Genomic DNA, 18,303 nt, shown 5'->3' with positions numbered 1-18,303 from the left:
GGATTTTTGCATGGCATTTGACGCATACGACGACTACGAACAGAGCGAGCTGGTACTGAAGTGGCTGCGCGAAAACGGCGCCTCCATCATCGTGGGCATCGTGATCGGACTGGTCGGTATCTTCGGCTGGCAGCAATGGCGCAGCCATCAGGCGCGCAGCCAGGGCGAGGCGGCGGAAATCTACCAGCAGCTGCAAACCGCGCTGGCTTCCGGCAAAACCAGTGCCGCGGATCAGCTTGTCGACAAGATGATGAAGGATTTCGAGAAATCGTCTTTCACCGTGTTTGCGGTGAGCGATCGCGCGCGCCAGCAACTGGAGGCCAACCAGCTGGACAAGGCCGAAGCCTCGCTGCAGTGGGCTGCCAGCCATGCCAGTGATGAGGCGCTCAAGTCGCTGACCGAATTGCGCATCGCGCGGGTCGAGTTGGCGCGTGACAATGGCGCGGCCACGCTGACGGCGCTCGACCGCATTCCTGCCGGGCAGTATCAGGGCCTGAGCCAGGAACTCCGCGGCGATGCACTGGTCAAGCTTGGGCGTATCGACGAGGCACGCAAGGCCTACCAGGCTGCGTTGTCGATACTGACCGAGGCAGCACCGCAGCGCGCCGCCTTACAGATGAAACTCGATGATCTGGCCGCGGCCGGAAAGCAGGGCGCATGAAATCCGGATCCATGAAACGACATTCGCTGGGCCTGCTCGCCATTGTGGCGACGTTTGCCATCGCCGGCTGCCATTCCTTCAAGAAGGAAAACATCCAGCCACCGACACCGCTGCCGGATGATTTCAAGCCGACGGTGCAGGTGGAAAAGTTGTGGAGCAACAGCGTCGGTGAAGGCGCCGGCGACAGTGGCGCGCGGCTGCGCCCGACCGTGGTCGACGGCGTGCTCTACGCCGACAGCACCGATGGCAAGCTGGTGGCGATGGATGCGGTCAGCGGCAAGAAGCTCTGGTCGAAAAGCTCGAAGACCCACGGCTGGTTCGGTTGGGGCGACAAGAAGCGCCCGGACGCGTTTTATGCGGGCGGCCCGGCGGTCAGTGGCGATCTGCTCGCCGTAGGCACGCTGGATGGCCACGTCTACGGCATCAACGCCAAGGACGGCAGCCCGCGCTGGGATGCGGCGCTCAACTCCGAAGTGCTGGCCTCGCCGTTGATCAATGGCGGGCTGGTGCTGGTGCGCACCCAGGATGGCCGGATTTATGGTCTGGATGCCGGCACCGGCGAACGTCGCTGGGTGTACGACCAGGGTAGCGTGCCGCTGCTCAGTTTGCGTGGAAATGGCGCCTTGCTGGCTGCCAACGGCGTGGTGTTTTTCGGCACCGACGACGGCAAGCTGGTGGCGCTGCGCGAGGACAACGGCGAAAAGCTGTGGGAGCAGAAGCTCTCCACCGGCGAAGGCCGCACCGACATCGAGCGCCTGAATGACGCCGACAATGGCATCCTGCTCGACGGCACCACCCTGTATGGCAGCGCCTACCACGGCAACCTGGTAGCCATCGACGGCCCCAGCGGTCGGCCGCTGTGGGCCCACCAGTTTTCGACGACGGATGGGCTCGCGGTCAATGGCAACGCCATTTTTGCCGTGAACGACGAGTCGCAGGTCTGGGCGTTCGACAAGAACAGCGGCTCCGATATCTGGAAGAACGACGCGCTGAAGTACCGCTGGGTCACCGGCCCTGCCGTGCAGGGCAATTACGTGGTGGTGGGTGATCTGGAAGGCTACGTGCACTGGCTGCAAACCGGCGACGGTGCGCTCGCGGCCACCAAGCGGCTCTCCAGGAAAGCCATCCGTGCCCAGCCGCTGGTGGTGGGTGACATCGTTTACGTGGAAGACGTGGAAGGCCGCATCGGCGCCTACCGTCTGTCCGCGCGCTGATCCGGGAACCGACCTTCCATCATGTTGCCTGTCGTCGCTCTGGTTGGTCGTCCCAACGTCGGTAAATCAACCCTTTTCAATGTACTGACGCGCAGTCGCGACGCGTTGGTGGCCGATATGCCGGGGGTTACCCGGGATCGCCATTACGGCATTTGCCGCAGTGGCGATCGGCCGTTCGTGGTGGTCGACACCGGTGGCCTGTCGGGCGTCGAGGACGCCATGGACGTGCTCACCGCAAAGCAGGTGCGCCTGGCGATCGAGGAAGCCAACATCCTGGTCTTCGTGGTCGATGCCCGCGACGGGCTGCTGCCGCAGGATTACGTGATCCTTGGCGAGCTGCGCCGCAGCGGCAAGCCGATCATCGCCGTGGCCAACAAGACCGACGGGCTCGACGAGCAGGCCGTGCTGGCCGAGTTTTCCGCTTTCGGCGTCGCCACCACCTTGCCATTGTCGGCGGCGCACAATCGCGGCACCGATGACTTGATCCGCGTCGTGCTGCCGTTGCTGCCGGCCGACGAGGAAGACGCCACCGATGCCAACGGCGAGGATGGCACCATCCGCGTTGCCATCGTCGGCCGCCCCAACGCGGGCAAATCCACCTTGATCAATCGCCTGCTGGGCGAGGACCGGCTGATCGTGTCGGACGTGGCCGGCACCACGCGCGACCCGATCCGCGTGCCGCTGGAGCGCGACGGCAAGCGCTACACCTTGATCGATACCGCCGGCGTGCGGCGCAAGGCGCGGGTCGAGGAGGCGGTGGAGAAATTCAGCGTCATCAAGACACTGCAGTCGATCGCCGCGGCGCAGGTCGTGGTGGTGATGATCGACGCCCGCGAAAACCTGGCCGACCAGGACCTCACCCTCATCGGCTATGCGATGGACGAGGGCAGGGCGCTGGTGATTGCGATCAACAAGTGGGACGACATGGATCAATACCAGCGCGACGAATGCCGCCGCGCGCTGGATCGCCGGCTGGTGTTCGTCGACTGGGCCAAGCAGGTGCAGATTTCCGCGCTGCACGGTTCGGGCCTGCGCGAGTTGATGCGCGCCGTGGTGCGTGCGCATGCGTCAGCGACCAAGGTGCTGGCGTCCTCCGACCTCACCAAGACGCTGGAAAAGGCGTACGAAAGCTATCAGCCGCCATTGGTGCACGGGCATTCGCCCAAGCTGCGTTTCGCGCATCCGGGCGGCAACAACCCGCCGACCATCGTGATCCACGGCACGCGCACCAAACACATCGCACCGGCCTACCAGCGTTACCTGGAAAACTTCTTCCGCAAGCGCTACAAGCTGGAAGGCACGCCGATCCGCATTGCCTTCCGCGAAGGCGAGAATCCGTACGCCGGCCGCAAGAAAGTACTGACCAAGGAACAGGAAAAGAAGGCGCGACGCCGGGTCAGCGACCTGATCAAGCGCACCCGCTGAGGTTGCGCCGCTCCACGGCGCCCTCGCAGCGCCAACCCGTCGAATGAGCCGCGACGCTTACGTCATGTCCGCGCGAATGAGTGCGTGCACGACGCCGTCCATCGGTTGCCCGCGCACCCACAACCGATGGCGGGCCAGGGTTTCGAACTTCGCACCGATGTTTTCCGCAGTGCGCTGGCTGGCGCCATTGTCGGGCAGGGTGACGATCTCGATCCGGATCAATCCCAACTGCTCGAACCCGAAACGGGCAACCAGCGATGCGGCACGCGCCGCGATGCCTTCACCCTGCCGCGATTGGCGCACCCAGTAACCCAGGTTGGCGCTGCGATGCATCGGGTTGCGTTGATTGAGCCCGACGCCGCCGAGCAATTCGCCGTTGCGATCGTCAAACACCGCGAAGGCAAAATCCTCCGCATTCGCCCAGCCTTGTTCGCAATAAGCGACCCACGCGCGCGCATCATCCAGCGAATAACTGGCGTGGCACCAGGGCAGCCAGCCAGCGGCCCACCGTGGACAGCGAGCTCTGCGCGGCGTCACACAGCGCCCGGGCATCGCGCGATTGCCAGGGGCGCAGGTGCAAACCCTTGCCGTCGAGTTCGATGGGCGGCACGGTCTCGGCAGGCATCCAGGCTCCCTTTTGTTTGTGTGCGTGTCGGCTAGCATCGATAATGCATGCCTTTATCGACAGGCACGATCATGAGCGCACGCATTCTCGACGGCAAACGTATTGCGCAGGAATTGCTGGGGCGCATCGGCCGTCGCGTTGCGGCGCGCAAGGCGCTCGGCTTGCCGCCTCCGGGCCTGGCGGTGATCCTGGTGGGGACGGATGCCGGCTCGCTGGTGTATGTGCGCAAGAAGCGCGAGGCCTGCGATCAGGTCGGGTTCCGCTCGTTCGCACACGACCTGCCGGCCGACACCACCCAGGAGGCCTTGTTCGCGCTGATCGACCGGCTCAATGCCGATCCGGAGGTGCACGGCATCCTGGTGCAGTCGCCGCTGCCGCCGCACATCGACGAAGACGCGATGGTCGACCGGATCGATCCGGCCAAGGATGTCGACGGCTTCCAGGCCATCAACGTGGGCCGCCTGGCATTGCGCCGTTTCGGCCTGCGCCCGTGCACACCCAAGGGCGTGATGACCTTGCTGGGGCACACCGATCGCCCCGTGCGCGGACAGCATGCCGTGGTGGTTGGCGTGTCCAATCACGTGGGGCGCCCGTTGGTGCTGGAGTTGATGATCGCCGGTTGCACCACGACCTGTTGCCATCGTTTCACGCAAGACCTGGAAAGCTTCGTGCGCCAGGCTGACATCCTGGTGGTGGCGGTGGGCAAGCCGGGGCTGGTGAAAGGCGACTGGATCAAGCCCGGCGCCGTGGTGATCGACGTGGGCATCAATCGCCTGGACGATGGTCGGCTGGTGGGCGATGTGGATTTCAAGGCGGCCGCGGAGCGCGCGAGCTGGATCACGCCGGTGCCTGGTGGCGTGGGTCCGATGACGGTGGCCACGCTGCTGGAAAACACACTGGAAGCGGCGGAAGCGGGCGCTGTTTCCACGCGATCCGCCTGAAAAAGGCGCGATGGTTGGCGAGCCATCTGGCGAGCGGCATGGTGGGGCGCGTATAATTCCCTCTTTGCCAGCGGGACTTTTCGCATGCGCATCCTCGCCGAGGCCTTGACCTACGACGACGTTTTCCTGGTTCCGGGCCACTCCCTCGTGCTGCCGCGCGACGTCGACACCTCCACCCGGTTTACCCGCGACCTTCGTCTGAACATTCCCATCGTGTCGGCCGCGATGGACACCGTGACCGAAGCCCGTCTCGCCATCACCATGGCGCAGAACGGCGGCATCGGCATCATCCACAAGAACATGACGGCCGAGCAGCAGGCGGCCGAAGTTCGGTTGGTGAAGAAATTCGAGGCCGGCGTGATCCGTAGCCCGATCACCGTGAACCCCGAGACGTCCATTCGCGAAGTGTTGCGGCTGACCCATGCGCACAACATCTCCGGCGTGCCGGTGGTCGAGGGCAGCAAGCTGGTCGGCATCGTCACCAGTCGCGACCTGCGCTTCGAGCGCAAGCACGACGACCCGGTGCGCAACATTATGACCCGCGAGGACAAACTGGTAACCGTGCGCGAAGGCGCCAGCCAGGACGAAGTGTTGTTGCTGCTGCACAAGCATCGCATCGAGAAAGTGCTGGTGGTCAACGACGCGTTCCAGTTGCGCGGGCTGATCACGGTGAAGGACATCCAGAAAGCCCGCGACAATCCCAACGCGGCGAAGGATCACCACGAGGCGTTGCTGGTCGGCGCCGCCGTTGGCGTATCCGGCGACACCGAGCAGCGCGTGGCGGCACTGGTGGATGCCGGTGTGGACGTGCTGGTGGTGGACACCGCGCATGGCCATTCGCAAGGCGTGATCGATCGCGTGGGCTGGGTAAAAAAGAACTACCCGAACGTGCAGGTCATCGCCGGCAACATCGTCACCGGCGAGGCGGCGCGAGCGCTGCTCGACGTGGGCGTGGATGCCGTCAAGGTCGGCGTTGGCCCGGGCTCGATCTGCACCACGCGCGTGGTTGCCGGCGTCGGCGTGCCGCAGATCACCGCCATCGACATGGTTGCCACCGCGTTGAAGGACGAGATCCCGTTGATCGCCGATGGCGGTATCCGCTATTCCGGCGACATTCCCAAGGCACTCGCCGCCGGCGCTTCCAGCGTGATGCTCGGCTCGATGTTTGCCGGTACCGAAGAATCACCCGGTGAGGTCGAGCTGTTCCAGGGCCGTTCGTACAAGAGCTACCGCGGCATGGGCTCGATCGGCGCGATGGCGCTGGGTTCGAAGGACCGTTATTTCCAGGAAGAGGCCGACGCGGACAAGCTGGTGCCCGAGGGCATCGAAGGTCGCGTGCCGTATCGTGGCCCGTTGCGCAACATCATCCATCAGCTGATCGGCGGCCTGCGTGCCTCGATGGGCTATCTGGGCGCGGCCACGATCGAAGACGTGCGCAACAAGGCGCAGTTCGTGAAAGTGACCTCCGCCGGCGTCACCGAGGCGCATCCGCACGACATCCAGATCACCAAGGAAGCGCCGAACTATCGGCTGAATTCCTGAGTGTGCCGGGAATGGGGAATAGGGAATGGGGAATCGGTAGAACGGTTCCCTGCGCGTCATGGCCAGCGCTCGGGCTTGACGCTTTTCCCATTCCCGAATCCCGAATCCCGATTCCCTGCTGAAACGCCGTCATGACCGAATCCCGAATCCCGAATCCCCAATCCCGGCTCCACGACGACAAGATCCTCATCCTCGATTTCGGTGCGCAGTACACGCAGCTGATCGCGCGGCGCATCCGCGAGATCGGGGTGTATTGCGAGATCTGGGCATGGGACCACGACCCGGCGCAGATCGCCGCGTTCGGTGCCAAGGGCATCATCCTGTCCGGCGGGCCGGAATCCACCACGCTGGCCGATGCACCGAAGGCACCGCAGCAGGTGTTCGATGCGGGCGTGCCGATCCTCGGCATCTGCTATGGCATGCAGACAATGGCCGCGCAACTGGGTGGCGCCACCGAAGCGGCCGAGGCGCGCGAGTTTGGCCACGCCAGCGTGGACATCATCGCGCCCAGCCGCCTGTTCAACGGCCTCAACGACCATCCGGGTGACCACAAGCTCGATGTGTGGATGAGTCACGGCGACCATGTCGCCACCGCGCCGCCCGGTTTCGTGGTCACCGGCCGCACCGCGCGCATCCCCGTCGCGGTGATGGAGAACGACGACAAGCGCTGGTACGGCGTGCAGTTCCACCCGGAAGTCACCCATACCAAGCAGGGCGAGCCCCTGCTGAAGCGCTTCGTCAGCGAGATCTGCGGCTGCGCCACGCTGTGGACGGCAGCCAACATCATCGATGACCAGATCGCCCGCGTGCGCGAGCAGGTCGGTGACGATCACGTCCTGCTGGGCCTGTCCGGCGGCGTCGATTCCTCGGTGGTGGCCGCGCTGCTGCACAAGGCCATCGGCGATCGGCTGACCTGCGTGTTCGTCGATACCGGCCTGCTGCGCTGGAAAGAGGGCGACCAGGTGATGGCCACGATGGCCGAGCACATGGGCGTCAAGGTCATCCGTGTCAACGCGGCCGATCGCTATTTCACGGCGCTCGAAGGCGTGGCCGATCCCGAAGCCAAGCGCAAGATCATCGGCGGGCTTTTCATCGAGATCTTCGACGAGGAGTCGGCAAAAATCACCGCCGACGGCAGCAAGGTGAAGTGGCTGGCGCAGGGCACGATCTACCCCGACGTGATCGAGTCGGCCGGCAGCAAGACCGGCAAGGCCCACGTCATCAAGAGCCACCACAACGTCGGCGGCCTGCCGGCGCACATGAAGCTGAAGCTGGTCGAGCCGCTGCGCGAGCTGTTCAAGGACGAAGTACGCCGCATCGGCGTGGCACTGGGCTTGCCGCGCGCGATGGTCTATCGCCATCCGTTCCCCGGCCCGGGCCTGGGCGTGCGCATCCTGGGCGAAGTGAAACGCGAATACGCCGAACTGCTGGCGCAGGCCGATGCCATCTTCATCGACGAGCTGCGCAAGGCCGACCTGTACGACACCACCAGCCAGGCGTTCGCCGTGTTCCTGCCGGTGAAATCGGTGGGTGTGGTGGGCGATGCACGCGCCTACGAATGGGTGATCGCGCTGCGCGCGGTGGAAACCATCGACTTCATGACGGCGCACTGGGCGCACCTGCCTTACGCATTTCTTGGCACGGTTTCAAACAGAATTATCAATGAGTTGCGTGGTGTTTCTCGCGTCGTTTATGACATCAGTGGCAAGCCGCCTGCCACGATCGAGTGGGAATAGGAAAATCAGTCACTTGCACGCATCCAAGGAGGCCGGCAACTTGCCGGCTTTCTCATGTATGAACCACAATGCATTGAAATGACTGACGAAAGCCCTGAAATACCAAGCGCATTTTCGGCGGCTGACGTCCGGCATATGCGTCATGCCCTGCAACTGGCCGGGCATGCCCGCGACGCCGAGGGCGAGGTGCCGGTGGGTGCGGTGCTGGTGCAGGGGGACGAGGTCGTCGGCCTTGGCTGGAACCGCAACATCACCCTGCATGATCCGACCGCCCATGCCGAAGTGATGGCCATGCGCGCGGCCGGCGAGAAACTGGCCAATCACCGCCTGACCGGCGCCACGCTGTACGTCACGCTGGAGCCGTGCGCGATGTGCGCGATGGCGATGATCCACGCCCGGCTCGGCCGCGTCGTCTACGCGGCGATCGATCCCAAGACCGGCGCTGCCGGCAGCATGTTCGACACCTTGGTGGACGCCCGCCACAACCATCGCATCGAGGTGGCCGGTGGCCTGCTGGCCGAGGAATCGGCCAGCATGTTGCGCGAGTTCTTTCGCGCCCGCCGCTGAGAGGCTGGATTTGTTCAACCTGTCGGACCGGCCATGCATGGCCGGACGCGCGATAGAGGAAAACCACAGGAAGTGGTTTTCCTCACAGACTCTGAGCGATCAATCCGCCGCGACGGTGGCCAGGGTTCCGTCCACCGGGTTGTAGGCATGGCTGTCGAGCAACTGCAGCGGCATGCCCCACGGCGACTTGAAATCGAGCACCATCCGACCCGCCAGTGGGCCAGAGGTCAGTCGGTGCGGCGAACCATTCACCGTGGCGCCCGCACGCCGCAGCCACTCGCTCCCATGCCGCACGTCGTCGGAGACGAACCGCAAGGGCTGGCCCGGCGTGGCGGAGGCGTCGCCGTTGTCGAACAGTTCCACGATGGAACCCGTGTCGCAGGACAGCAAGCGGGAGGTGGCCGGCTTCTTCGTGAAGCTCGGACCGATCACGCGGCAATCCAGCACGTCCTGGAAGAACGTGACCGCCTGTGCCAGATCCGGCACGCCAACCCGCGCGTAGCCGGTGCCGTACAGCGTGGCCGCGCGGACACCCGGCGACGCGATCGCCGCGAAGGCGAGGACGAACAACAACAGCGTGGGCAATAGCCTTGAAGATAGTGATTTGCGCATGGCGCGGCACTCGAATGTGCGTGAGTGCCGATAGATGGGCACCGGCGAGGCCGGGCAAAACCCCGCAAATCGCGCCCAAAGTGTTTCGCTATGCGAACAATCGTTCCCTGCCGGTGTGGCGCTTCGATCACCGGGCGGAGCAGGGGGCTGGTTGATGCCGGCGCCGATTTGTTCGCGACGGGAAACGCTTTGATCGCGTGGCGAATCGTTGATTCCAGCGGTTTCGCGCCGATATCTCGACACACAGCGAACACGTCATGCGCCGTTGTCACAGCGGCTCTTACCGGGAAGAACTTCGATGAAACGTCATCTATCCAATCTGTTGCAGGGCAAGCGCTCCGAATTCGATGGAGCGGCTCCCGCCGCTGCACCGGCGTCCCGCCGCGCGGCGACCACCATGCCGGCCGAATTGAACGGCTACGACTGGTTGCGCCGGATCAAGCATGCGCGCGTGGTTCGCGCCGCCAACGCCTAGAACGTTGGCGGTGCGGGCCGCCATCAATCCGACCAACTGGCGCCGCACCACTGGCTTTCGCACGGTTCACCGTCGCCATCGCCATCCATCTGCGTGCCAGGGCATTGCTTCAGGAAATAGGTCGCCTCGGCACATGAGGTCATCTGCGAGCAGCGGGTGCGGCCATCACAGTTGAAACTTGGCGCGGACGCGGGCAGGGCACGTGTCGCGGGCAACATGGGCTCCGCAGGCGCCATCTGTTTCGATGCAAACGACGCATAGCCATACCAGCCGATGGCGATCAGCGTCAGCAAACCCAGGATCGTGGTTAACGCGCCGGAGCGACTCGTCGCCGACGGTACATCGCGTGTCGCCCGACGCACGGTGTTGTTGTTTTTGCCGGGACGCATGATGCGGACGGCGCGTTTTTTCCCGTCCTCTCGAAGGTCGATCTCGAACGATACGAATTCGCCGATACGTGGTCGGATGCCGTCGCGCGGGAATGCGGAAACGTGGACGAAAACTTCTTCCGTACCTGTTGCCGGTTCGATGAAACCGAAGCCACGATCGTCATTCCATTTCACCAGCGTTCCGTGCGTTCGCATGTGTGTGGCTTTCTTGTTTTCGTGATCGCGGCAAGCGCCAACAGATCGTCCGGCGAGTCGTGGATATCGTCAAGCAACGCCTTCGTCCTCCCCCATACGTCATGTACTGTTCGTGACCTCTGACCCTTCGTGGAAGGTGTTTGCGCGACATACGCTGCGCGCGTCGATCTGGTTCCGGTGACAGTGATTCCATCGGCAGCAGATTGACACTTCAACTCCGCATGAGCTGGTTGCCAACCCCATGGCGGCTCATCCCCACGCATGGAAAACAAGAAGGAAAATCCCATGAACCATTTCAGCTCTCCCTCTCCCCGTCGTTCCCATCAGCGCGTCTCCTTCCGTGGCCTGGCGGTTGCGGCTGTCATCGGCATCTGCGGCATGGTGGGATCTGTCGCTGTCCAGGCGCAGGCCACCGCGGGCCACATCTTCGGAAAGGCACCGGCGGGCGACACCGTGCGGGCAAAAAGCACGACCAACGGCATGCAGCGTCACGTCGAGGTGGACGAAAAAGGCCGCTATATGCTCAGCTCGCTGCCGGTGGGTGTTTATACGGTAACGCTGGAGGAAAACGGCAAGCCCGTGGTCAAGCACCTCAATGTCGGCGTCATCGTGGGTCGTGGCATCAAGGTCGATTTCGATTGCAAGCAAGGCGATTGCGGCCAGCTTGCCAACACCCAGTGATGTGGGTGGCGTGGCCGGCGAAGGTCATGCCGGACCGTAACCGGTCACGCTGAGTCGTATCGTCACGAAGTGCCCGGCACCGGAAGGCGCCGGGCACTCGCGGCTCTATCGCGGGATTTGTCGATATTCCCGCTGTCAGGCGACACCAGAAAATCCTGCAGCGCGACGTTGAATTCCTGCGCCGATTCGATGTTCACGATATGGCGACCGGGCAGGGACAGATGGCTTCCGTTGACCACGCCGCCGGCTATGGCCTGCAGGTCGGTCGGGGTGCACACCGGATCGTCATTGCCGGAGATCGCCAGCAGCGGTGTTTCTATCCGCCCCAGTTCCGTTCGCAGGTCGGTGCCCGCCAGCGCAGCACAGCAACCGCGATAGCCGTCGACCGTCGTTCCGGCAAAGCGCTGCAGGATGTCGCGGACCACCGCGGGGTGGGAGGCGTTGAAGGAAGGGGTGAACCAGCGTTCGGCGGTGGTTTCCATCAGCGGCGCCAGGCCGTGCTCGCGAACTTGTTCGCTGCGAGCCTGCCAGCTTTCGGGAGTGCCGATGCGGGCTCCGGTCGCGCAGACCACCAGGCGATCCACGCGGTCGCCGGCATGGATGCCCAGCCACTGGCCGACCATGCCACCGATCGACAGGCCACAGAAATGCGTGCGTCCGATCGCCAGTGAATCAAGCAGCGCAAGTACATCGCCGCCGAGATCGGCGATCGAATAGGGACCGGGCGGTGCGCCCGACGCGCCGTGGCCGCGGCGGTCGTAACGCAATATGCGGAATGTATTGGATAGCACGCCGACCTGCGCATCCCACATGTTCAGGTCCGTGCCAAGCGAGTTGCAGAACGTCAGCCACGGGCCGCGCTCGCCGTCGATGCGGTAGCGCAGGCGGTGGGTGGGGAGGTTGAGGAAGGCCATCGCGTGCCTCAGACCCGCTCGACAGCCAGCGCCAGGCCCATGCCGACGCCGACGCACAGTGTGGCCAGGCCGCGCTTGCCGCCGGTCCTTTCCAGTTGGTGCACGAGGGTCAGCGCCAACCGCGCGCCGCTCATGCCCAGCGGATGACCCAGCGCGATCGCACCACCGTTGGGGTTCACGTGTTTCGCATCGTCGGGCAGGCCGAGTGCACGCATGACGGCCAGCGACTGGCTGGCGAAGGCTTCGTTGAGTTCGATCGCATCGAAGTCGCCGATCTGCAGGCCCAGCTGAGCCATCAGTTTCTGCGTGGCCGCGACCGGGCCGATGCCCATGACCCGCGGCTCCACGCCCGCGGCAGCCATGCCGAGGATGCGCGCGTGCGGGCGCAGGCCAAAGCGCTGGATCGCTTCTTCGCCGGCAATCACCAGCGCGGCGGCGCCGTCGTTGATGCCCGAGGCGTTGCCGGCGGTGACGGTGCCGCCCGGGAACAGCGGCTTCAGTTTGGCCAATGCGTCGACGGTGGTGTCGGCGCGCGGGTGCTCGTCGGTGTCGACCAGCTCGGTCTGTCCGCGTCGGGCGCCGGGCACGCTGACCGGGATGATTTCCTCGGCGAAGAAGCCCGATGCCTGCGCCGCCGCGGCGCGCTGTTGGCTGCGCAGCGCGAACGCATCCTGGTCGGCACGGTTGACGTCGTGATCCGCGGCTACGTTGTCGCCGGTCTGCGGCATGCTTTCGGTGCCGTAGCGTGTGTCCAAGGCCGGGTTGACGAAGCGCCAGCCCATGGTGGTGTCCTCGAGCTGCTGGCCGCGCCCGTACGCCCGGTCAGCCTTGCCGATGACGAACGGCGCGCGGGTCATCGACTCCACGCCGCCGGCGATCGCCAGTTCCATTTCCCCGGTATGTATCGCGCGCGCCGCCTGGCCGACGGCCTCCAGTCCGGAGGCGCACAGCCGGTTCAGCGTCACGCCCGGCACCGAAGCCGGCAACCCAGCGAGCAGCAGGCTCATGCGGGCGACGTTGCGGTTGTCTTCGCCGGCCTGGTTGGCGCAGCCGTAGAACACTTCCTCGATCGCCGCCGGGTCCAGGCCCGGATTGCGTTCCAGCAGGGCCTTGAGCGGCAGTGCGCCAAGATCATCGGCGCGCACCGCGGAGAGGATGCCGCCGTAGCGGCCGATCGGCGTGCGCACGGCATCGCAGATGTAAGCGTGGTTCATTCGATCATCTCCAGCGGCAGGCCGGTCAGTTGACGTACCTCGTCGAGGTTCACGCCGTCGACGAGCTCGATCACGCGCGCACCTTCGGGTCCAAGCGCGAACACGCCGACATCGGTGTAGATGCGCGACACGCAGCGCAGGCCGGTCAGCGGGTAGCTGCATTCGGCGACCAGCTTGCTCTCGCCCTTGCGCGTCTGCAGTTCCATCAGCACGAACACCTGCTTGGCGCCGATCGCCAGATCCATCGCACCGCCCACGGCGGGGATGGCGCCGGGCGCGCCGGTGCTCCAGTTGGCCAGGTCGCCGTGCTGCGAGACCTGGAACGCGCCAAGCACGCAGATGTCCAGATGCCCGCCGCGCATCATCGAGAACGAGTCGGCGTGGTGGAAATAGCAGCCGCCGGTGAGCAGCGTCACCGGCTGCTTGCCGGCGTTGATCAGGTCCGGGTCTTCCTCGCCGGGCGCGGGGGCAGGGCCCATGCCGAGCAGGCCGTTCTCGCTCTGCAGGAAGATTTCCTTGTCGGCCGGCAGGTAATTGGCGACCTGGGTCGGCAGGCCGATGCCCAGGTTCACGTAGGTGCCCTCGGGGATGTCGCGCGCCACGCGCGCGGCCATCTGTTCACGGTTCAAGCGGCTCATGACTTGCCTCCTGCAGCGACCACGCGGTGCACGAAGATGCCGGGCGTCACCACGGCTTCGGGATCGAGTTCGCCCAGCGCCACCACTTCTGAAACCTGGGCGATGGTGCATTTCGCCGCCATCGCCATCAGCGGGCCGAAGTTGCGCGCGGTCTTGCGGTAGACGAGGTTGCCCCAGCGGTCGCCGCGGTCGGCCTTGATCAGGGCGAAGTCGGCGTGCAACGGGTACTCCAGCACGTAATGCCGGCCGTCGATCTCGCGGGTTTCCTTGCCGGCGGCCAGCTCGGTGCCGTAGCCGGTGGGGGTGAAGATCGCGCCGAGTCCGCTGCCCGCGGCGTGGATGCGCGCGGCCAGGTTTCCCTGCGGCACCAGCTCAAGCTCGATCTCGCCGGCCTTGTAGGCGGCATCGAAATGCCACGAGTCGGTCTGCCGCGGAAACGAGCAGACCACCTTGCGCACCCGCTTGCTGGCGATCAGCGCGGCCAGCCCGGTATCACCGTTGCCGGCGTTGTTGTTGATGATGGTCAGCTCGCGCGCGCCATGCGCGATCAGCGCGTCGATCAGCTCGTCGGGCATGCCGGCGGTACCGAAGCCGCCGACCATCACGCTGGCGCCATCGGGGATGTCGGTCACCGCGGACTGCAGGGTCCAGGTCGTCTTGTCGATCATGGCTGCCTCTTCTCTCCTGTCGATGCGGAGTGGAGCGATGCCGGGGTGTTCATCCCAGATCTCCGCCCGCCACCGGCAATACGCTGCCGGTGATGTAGGACGCCTCGTCGGAGGCCAGGAACAGGATCGGCGCGACCTGCTCGGCGATGCTTCCATAGCGTTTGAGGAAACTGGAGCCCACGACCTGCGCCACGGTCTCGGCCATCCATGCCTGTTCGGCCGGGCTCTCGTCGATGGCGTTGCGCGGTATCCGGCGCGGCGGCGCATCCGTCCCGCCCGGTGCGGTCGCCACCACGCGGATGTTGCGATGCGCGAGCTCCATCGCCAGCGATTGCGTGATCGCATTGATCCCGCCCTTCGCCGCCGAGTACGGCACGCGGTGGATGCCGCGGGTCGCGTTCGACGACACGTTGACGATGGTGCCGCCGCCGCGCGCGAACAGGTGTGGCAGCGCCGTGTGGCAGCAGTACAGCGTGGGCATCAGCGAACGGCGGATCTCCGCATCAATCTGCTCCGGTTCGAACTCGGCATACGGGCGCATGCGGATCGCACCGCCGACGTTGTTGATCACGATGTCGATGCCGCCGAAGGTCGCCGCGGCGAACGCCATCGTCGCCTCGGCGCCGGCGTGGGTTTCCAGATCGGCGTTGAAAGCGGCACTCTCACCCTGCGCCTGGGCGGCCACTTCGCCGACGAAGTCGGCGCGGTCCACGAACACGACCTTGCCGCCCTCGGCCGCCGCGCGCAGGGCAACTTCGCGTCCGATGCCCTGCGCGGCACCCGTCACGACCATGACCTTGCCGGCGAAGCGCGGTGCGTTCATGCCGCCTTGTCCCGCGCTGGTGCGTTCGGCGTGAACTTCTCGTAGTGGAAGCTGGCCGGCGTGACGCCGCAGTCATCGAAGTGCTTGCGCACTGCATCGACCATCGGCGGCGGCCCGCACAGGTACACGTCGAGGTTGCCCTCGTGCAGCACCTCGGCCGGCATGTGCTGGGTGACCCAGCCCTTGCGCGGATGCGCGCTCGCGCCCTCGGCGACCACGGTGATGAAGTTGAAGTTCGGCAGCTTCGCCGCGTAGGCCTCGATCTGTTCGACCAGAACCAGGTCGGCGTCGCGGGTTACGCCGTAGATCATGTGCACCGGTTGGTCCGCGCCGGTGCGCACCAGCATTTCCAGCATCGACAGGAACGGCGCCAGACCGGTGCCGCCGGCCAGGAACAGCAGTGGCCGGTCGACCTTGCGCAGGTAGAAACTGCCGAGTGGTCCGGTCAATTCCAGCGCCTGCCCCGGCTGGGCCTTGCCCACCCAGTCGCTCATCAATCCGTCGGGGATGCGTTTGATCAGGAAGCTGATGCGCCGCTCGCCCGGTGCCGAACTGAAGCTGTAGGAGCGGTGCTGGCCGCTGTCCGGCACGTCGATATTGACGTACTGGCCCGGCAGGAACGCCGGCGCGTCATCCGCCACGTCGAGCTCCAGCACGATCGCGGCGTCATTGTGCTGCTCGACCCTGGCGACCGTGGCGCTGAATGTCGCGTTGCCGGTTTTGCAGACGGTGGAGGCCACCGGCACCGCGATCACGCAGTCCGACGAGGGCACCATCTGGCAGGTCAGTACCAGGCCAGCGTCCTTTTCGTCGTCGCCCAGGGCGTCGTCGATGTAGTCGTCGCCCAGGTCGTAGTTGCCGCTCTCGGCGCGGCACTTGCAGGTGCCGCACACGCCATCCGAGCAGTCCATCGGCAGGTTGATCCTGCTGCGGTACGCGGCGTCGAGCACCGTCTCGCCTTCCCGGCACTGGATGAAGCGGGTGACCCCGTCCTCGAAATTCAAAGCGATGCTGTGATTCATGTGGCCTCCTCGCAGGCAACGACACCTGTCAGACGTGGTAGATGTCGATGACCTGGCGGATGTAGTCGTTCTTCAGCACGATCTTCTTGCGGCTGATCAGGAATCCGTCGCCTGCCTTGCGCAGGGTGGCGAACACGGTGCCGAAGTACTGGTCGGTGACCTTGTAGCGGTGGCTGAGGGTGTGGAAGTTGTAGCGCAGGTCGACCTCGTCGCCGTGTTCTGCCAACAGTTCCACGTTGTGCACGCCGTGGCCGGTGCGCGGCTCGGGCATGGACGCGCTGGAGCACTCGGTCTTGATCCGGAACACGCGATCCTCCAAGCCCGAGCGGTCGGGGTAATAGATCAGCGAGATCTGCGACTGCGGGTCCTCGGTCAGCTGGTCGTCGTCGTCCCATGCCGGCATCCAGTAAGTCACGTCCTCGGCGTACGTCAGCAGCCATTCGTCCCACTGGCGCTCGTCGAGCAGGCGCGCTTCGCGGTAGAGGAAGGCGCATATCCGCTGGTAGTCGAAGCTCATGCCGACACATCTTCGCGCTGCCGTTCCAGCGCGTCGCGCATGACTTTCGCCCAGTACGCGTGCTGGCGCACGAACAAGCCTTCGTCCTCGCTGCGCTCGCCGGACAGCGAGGGGTTGAGGCCCATGCGCCTGGCGTTCTCGTCGGGGCCGTCTATCCACAGCGGCGCGCCGCGGCTCATGTCGTTCCACGCTGCCGAGGTGGCGGCGTAGCCGGCCTGGCAGGCGCGGAACTCCTCCATGTCGTCGGCGGTGCCCATGCCCGAGACGTTGAAGAAGTCCTCGTACTGGCGGATGCGCATGGCGCGGTCCTCGGCGCTCTCGCCCCGGGGCGCGAAGCAGAAGATGCTGACCTCGGTCTGGTCGACGCTGATCGGGCGGATCACCCGGATCTGGGTCGAGAACTGGTCCATCAGGAACACGTTCGGATACAGGCACAGGTTGCGGGTCTGGTTGACGATGAAATCCGCCCGGTCCGCGCCCACGCGCGCCGCGATCTCGTCGCGACGTCCATATACCGGCCGCACCTCCGGGTTCATCGTGCGCGTCCACAGCAGCATGTGGCCATGTTCGAAACCGTAGACGCCAGCCGTGCTCTTGCTCCAGCTGTTGGCGTCGACGGCCTTGGTGCCTTCCGCGTTGCGCCGGTTCATGGTCGCCGCATAGTTCCAGTGCACGCTGCTGACGTGATAGCCGTCGCAGCCGTTCTCCATCTGCAGCTTCCAGTTGCCCTCGTAGACGTAGGACGAGCTGCCGCGCAGCACCTCCAGTCCATCCGGCGACTGGTCGACGATCTGGTCGATGATCACCCGGGTCTCGCCCAGGTAATCCTCCAGCGACTGCACGTCCGGATCGAGGCTGCCAAACAGGAAGCCACGGTAGTTCTGGAAGCGGGCGACGCGCCGCAGGTCGTGCGAGCCTTGCTGGTCGAACTGCGGCGGGTACTGCGTCGTCTTCGCGTCCTTGACCTTGAGCAGCTTGCCGTTGTTGGAGAAGGTCCAGCCGTGGAAGGGGCAGGTGAAGCTGCCCTTGTTGCCGCGCTTGCGCCGGCACACCATCGCGCCCTTGTGCGCGCAGGCGTTGATCACCGCATGCAATTCGCCGGCCTTGTCACGGGTGATGATGATCGGCTGGCGGCCGATATACGTGGTGTAGTAATCGTTGTTTTCGGGGATCTGGCTTTCATGCGCCAGGTACACCCAGTTGCTCTCGTAGATGGCTTCCATCTCGAGATCGAACAGGTCGGGGTTGGTGAAAATGTCACGGCGGCAGCGGAACACGCCCGCGTCCTTGTCGTCCTGCACGGCGGTGGCGAGCAGTTGGTCGAGATCCCGGGCTTTGTCGATTACGGCGGACATGACGCTCTCCTGGAGTATTCCGATGACGCCCCTTGGGGCGCGTGCAGATGACGTGGATGACGTGGCGGGTGCGCGGCGGCGTGCGAGCC

21 protein-coding genes are annotated in these 18,303 nt (G+C 65.1%); 9 read left to right on the top strand and 12 right to left on the bottom strand.

Annotated elements, in window-relative coordinates:
- Window positions 1-10 precede the first annotated feature (10 nt).
- From ASD22_RS03860 to der, 3 genes are read left to right on the top strand one after another with little or no spacing between them, the layout of a single operon-like run.
- Entirely contained in the window at window positions 11-661 is a 651-nt protein-coding gene (locus tag ASD22_RS03860; protein ID WP_056079130.1) for a tetratricopeptide repeat protein, read from the top strand.
- An 11-nt stretch (window positions 662-672) separates the two neighbouring features.
- Window positions 673-1,875, top strand: a complete 1,203-nt coding sequence (gene bamB, locus ASD22_RS03855; RefSeq protein WP_056079127.1) for an outer membrane protein assembly factor BamB — start codon at window positions 673-675, stop codon at window positions 1,873-1,875.
- 21 nt (window positions 1,876-1,896) lie between these two features.
- Window positions 1,897-3,300 carry a ribosome biogenesis GTPase Der gene (der, locus tag ASD22_RS03850; protein ID WP_056079124.1) on the top strand — a complete coding sequence of 468 codons (1,404 nt, stop codon included), beginning with the start codon at window positions 1,897-1,899 and terminating at the stop codon, window positions 3,298-3,300.
- Between the two features lie 57 nt (window positions 3,301-3,357).
- Here der and ASD22_RS03845 read toward each other — a convergent pair whose 3' ends face one another.
- The gene (locus ASD22_RS03845; protein WP_235577504.1) at window positions 3,358-3,837 is read right to left on the bottom strand and encodes a GNAT family protein; all 480 of its coding nucleotides are present in this window, start codon (window positions 3,835-3,837) and stop codon (window positions 3,358-3,360) included.
- Window positions 3,758-3,925: a hypothetical protein gene (locus ASD22_RS17010; RefSeq protein ID WP_235577503.1), complete on the bottom strand. Its 168-nt coding sequence runs from the start codon at window positions 3,923-3,925 to the stop codon at window positions 3,758-3,760. The genes ASD22_RS03845 and ASD22_RS17010 overlap by 80 nt, the downstream gene beginning before the upstream one ends.
- A 71-nt stretch (window positions 3,926-3,996) precedes the next feature.
- On the opposite strand from ASD22_RS17010, the gene folD reads away from it, so the two are divergent.
- The 4 genes from folD to tadA all read left to right on the top strand — a co-directional run bounded on the left by folD (window position 3,997) and on the right by tadA (window position 8,711).
- Window positions 3,997-4,866, top strand: a complete 870-nt coding sequence (gene folD, locus ASD22_RS03840; protein ID WP_007080973.1) for a bifunctional methylenetetrahydrofolate dehydrogenase/methenyltetrahydrofolate cyclohydrolase FolD — start codon at window positions 3,997-3,999, stop codon at window positions 4,864-4,866.
- Between the two features lie 84 nt (window positions 4,867-4,950).
- Window positions 4,951-6,408, top strand: coding sequence for an IMP dehydrogenase (gene guaB / locus ASD22_RS03835; protein WP_056079120.1), 1,458 nt, complete (start codon window positions 4,951-4,953; stop codon window positions 6,406-6,408).
- 131 nt (window positions 6,409-6,539) lie between these two features.
- Entirely contained in the window at window positions 6,540-8,144 is a 1,605-nt protein-coding gene (guaA, locus tag ASD22_RS03830) for a glutamine-hydrolyzing GMP synthase (RefSeq protein WP_056079117.1), read from the top strand.
- Between the two features lie 135 nt (window positions 8,145-8,279).
- Window positions 8,280-8,711, top strand: a complete 432-nt coding sequence (gene tadA, locus ASD22_RS03825; RefSeq protein WP_235577502.1) for a tRNA adenosine(34) deaminase TadA — start codon at window positions 8,280-8,282, stop codon at window positions 8,709-8,711.
- A 99-nt stretch (window positions 8,712-8,810) separates the two neighbouring features.
- Here tadA and ASD22_RS03820 read toward each other — a convergent pair whose 3' ends face one another.
- Entirely contained in the window at window positions 8,811-9,323 is a 513-nt protein-coding gene (locus ASD22_RS03820; protein ID WP_056079110.1) for a VOC family protein, read from the bottom strand.
- A 298-nt stretch (window positions 9,324-9,621) separates the two neighbouring features.
- On the opposite strand from ASD22_RS03820, the gene ASD22_RS16615 reads away from it, so the two are divergent.
- The gene (locus ASD22_RS16615) at window positions 9,622-9,798 is read left to right on the top strand and encodes a hypothetical protein (RefSeq protein WP_156458936.1); all 177 of its coding nucleotides are present in this window, start codon (window positions 9,622-9,624) and stop codon (window positions 9,796-9,798) included.
- Between the two features lie 23 nt (window positions 9,799-9,821).
- Here the strand turns inward: ASD22_RS16615 and ASD22_RS17105 are convergent, their stop codons facing one another.
- The gene (locus ASD22_RS17105; RefSeq protein ID WP_304437628.1) at window positions 9,822-10,361 is read right to left on the bottom strand and encodes a cold shock domain-containing protein; all 540 of its coding nucleotides are present in this window, start codon (window positions 10,359-10,361) and stop codon (window positions 9,822-9,824) included.
- A 282-nt stretch (window positions 10,362-10,643) separates the two neighbouring features.
- Here ASD22_RS17105 and ASD22_RS03810 point away from each other — a divergent pair, with 282 nt between their 5' ends.
- Window positions 10,644-11,063, top strand: a complete 420-nt coding sequence (locus tag ASD22_RS03810; protein WP_235577501.1) for a carboxypeptidase-like regulatory domain-containing protein — start codon at window positions 10,644-10,646, stop codon at window positions 11,061-11,063.
- Window positions 11,064-11,125: 62 nt separating this feature from the next.
- Here ASD22_RS03810 and pcaD read toward each other — a convergent pair whose 3' ends face one another.
- The 8 genes from pcaD to ASD22_RS03770 are packed head-to-tail and all read right to left on the bottom strand — an operon-like array spanning window position 11,126 to window position 18,214.
- Window positions 11,126-11,977 (bottom strand): 3-oxoadipate enol-lactonase, encoded by an 852-nt coding sequence (pcaD, locus tag ASD22_RS03805; protein WP_056079106.1) that lies wholly within the window; start codon window positions 11,975-11,977, stop codon window positions 11,126-11,128.
- Between the two features lie 8 nt (window positions 11,978-11,985).
- Window positions 11,986-13,191 (bottom strand): 3-oxoadipyl-CoA thiolase, encoded by a 1,206-nt coding sequence (gene pcaF / locus ASD22_RS03800; RefSeq protein ID WP_056079103.1) that lies wholly within the window; start codon window positions 13,189-13,191, stop codon window positions 11,986-11,988.
- Window positions 13,188-13,829: a 3-oxoacid CoA-transferase subunit B gene (locus ASD22_RS03795; protein ID WP_056079101.1), complete on the bottom strand. Its 642-nt coding sequence runs from the start codon at window positions 13,827-13,829 to the stop codon at window positions 13,188-13,190. Before ASD22_RS03795 ends, pcaF begins: the two co-directional genes overlap by 4 nt.
- The gene (locus tag ASD22_RS03790; protein ID WP_056079098.1) at window positions 13,826-14,497 is read right to left on the bottom strand and encodes a 3-oxoacid CoA-transferase subunit A; all 672 of its coding nucleotides are present in this window, start codon (window positions 14,495-14,497) and stop codon (window positions 13,826-13,828) included. The genes ASD22_RS03795 and ASD22_RS03790 overlap by 4 nt, the downstream gene beginning before the upstream one ends.
- A 49-nt stretch (window positions 14,498-14,546) precedes the next feature.
- A complete protein-coding gene (gene benD / locus ASD22_RS03785; RefSeq protein ID WP_056079095.1) occupies window positions 14,547-15,320 on the bottom strand; it encodes a benzoate diol dehydrogenase BenD in 774 nt (257 codons plus the stop codon).
- Window positions 15,317-16,342, bottom strand: coding sequence for a benzoate 1,2-dioxygenase electron transfer component BenC (gene benC / locus ASD22_RS03780; protein WP_056079093.1), 1,026 nt, complete (start codon window positions 16,340-16,342; stop codon window positions 15,317-15,319). Before benC ends, benD begins: the two co-directional genes overlap by 4 nt.
- A gap of 28 nt (window positions 16,343-16,370) precedes the next feature.
- The gene (gene benB / locus ASD22_RS03775) at window positions 16,371-16,859 is read right to left on the bottom strand and encodes a benzoate 1,2-dioxygenase small subunit (RefSeq protein WP_056079090.1); all 489 of its coding nucleotides are present in this window, start codon (window positions 16,857-16,859) and stop codon (window positions 16,371-16,373) included.
- Complete coding sequence (locus ASD22_RS03770) at window positions 16,856-18,214, bottom strand: Rieske 2Fe-2S domain-containing protein (RefSeq protein WP_056079088.1); 1,359 nt, start codon at window positions 18,212-18,214, stop codon at window positions 16,856-16,858. Before ASD22_RS03770 ends, benB begins: the two co-directional genes overlap by 4 nt.
- Between the last annotated feature and the right edge of the window lie 89 nt (window positions 18,215-18,303).

Origin of the sequence: Rhodanobacter sp. Root480 (assembly GCF_001426645.1) — a bacterium.
Lineage (GTDB): Bacteria > Pseudomonadota > Gammaproteobacteria > Xanthomonadales > Rhodanobacteraceae > Rhodanobacter > Rhodanobacter ginsenosidimutans.
The sequence above is the reverse complement of the archived record's forward strand: the minus strand, read 5'-3'. Positions and strand labels throughout refer to the sequence as shown.

What these genes read in the sequence shown, in the direction of transcription:
- benB (WP_056079090.1), bottom strand. Translation starts at nt 16,859, where the DNA reads ATGAGCTTCGACTACCAGCGGATATGCGCCTTCCTCTACCGCGAAGCG.
- pcaF (WP_056079103.1), bottom strand. Translation starts at nt 13,191, where the DNA reads ATGAACCACGCTTACATCTGCGATGCCGTGCGCACGCCGATCGGCCGC.
- ASD22_RS03820 (WP_056079110.1), bottom strand. Translation starts at nt 9,323, where the DNA reads ATGCGCAAATCACTATCTTCAAGGCTATTGCCCACGCTGTTGTTGTTC.
- ASD22_RS03795 (WP_056079101.1), bottom strand. Translation starts at nt 13,829, where the DNA reads ATGAGCCGCTTGAACCGTGAACAGATGGCCGCGCGCGTGGCGCGCGAC.
- bamB (WP_056079127.1), top strand. Translation starts at nt 673, where the DNA reads ATGAAACGACATTCGCTGGGCCTGCTCGCCATTGTGGCGACGTTTGCC.
- ASD22_RS03790 (WP_056079098.1), bottom strand. Translation starts at nt 14,497, where the DNA reads ATGATCGACAAGACGACCTGGACCCTGCAGTCCGCGGTGACCGACATC.
- folD (WP_007080973.1), top strand. Translation starts at nt 3,997, where the DNA reads ATGAGCGCACGCATTCTCGACGGCAAACGTATTGCGCAGGAATTGCTG.
- benD (WP_056079095.1), bottom strand. Translation starts at nt 15,320, where the DNA reads ATGAACGCACCGCGCTTCGCCGGCAAGGTCATGGTCGTGACGGGTGCC.
- pcaD (WP_056079106.1), bottom strand. Translation starts at nt 11,977, where the DNA reads ATGGCCTTCCTCAACCTCCCCACCCACCGCCTGCGCTACCGCATCGAC.
- guaB (WP_056079120.1), top strand. Translation starts at nt 4,951, where the DNA reads ATGCGCATCCTCGCCGAGGCCTTGACCTACGACGACGTTTTCCTGGTT.
- benC (WP_056079093.1), bottom strand. Translation starts at nt 16,342, where the DNA reads ATGAATCACAGCATCGCTTTGAATTTCGAGGACGGGGTCACCCGCTTC.
- ASD22_RS17010 (WP_235577503.1), bottom strand. Translation starts at nt 3,925, where the DNA reads ATGCCTGCCGAGACCGTGCCGCCCATCGAACTCGACGGCAAGGGTTTG.
- der (WP_056079124.1), top strand. Translation starts at nt 1,897, where the DNA reads ATGTTGCCTGTCGTCGCTCTGGTTGGTCGTCCCAACGTCGGTAAATCA.
- guaA (WP_056079117.1), top strand. Translation starts at nt 6,540, where the DNA reads ATGACCGAATCCCGAATCCCGAATCCCCAATCCCGGCTCCACGACGAC.
- ASD22_RS03860 (WP_056079130.1), top strand. Translation starts at nt 11, where the DNA reads ATGGCATTTGACGCATACGACGACTACGAACAGAGCGAGCTGGTACTG.
- ASD22_RS03770 (WP_056079088.1), bottom strand. Translation starts at nt 18,214, where the DNA reads ATGTCCGCCGTAATCGACAAAGCCCGGGATCTCGACCAACTGCTCGCC.
- tadA (WP_235577502.1), top strand. Translation starts at nt 8,280, where the DNA reads ATGCGTCATGCCCTGCAACTGGCCGGGCATGCCCGCGACGCCGAGGGC.
- ASD22_RS03810 (WP_235577501.1), top strand. Translation starts at nt 10,644, where the DNA reads ATGGAAAACAAGAAGGAAAATCCCATGAACCATTTCAGCTCTCCCTCT.
- ASD22_RS16615 (WP_156458936.1), top strand. Translation starts at nt 9,622, where the DNA reads ATGAAACGTCATCTATCCAATCTGTTGCAGGGCAAGCGCTCCGAATTC.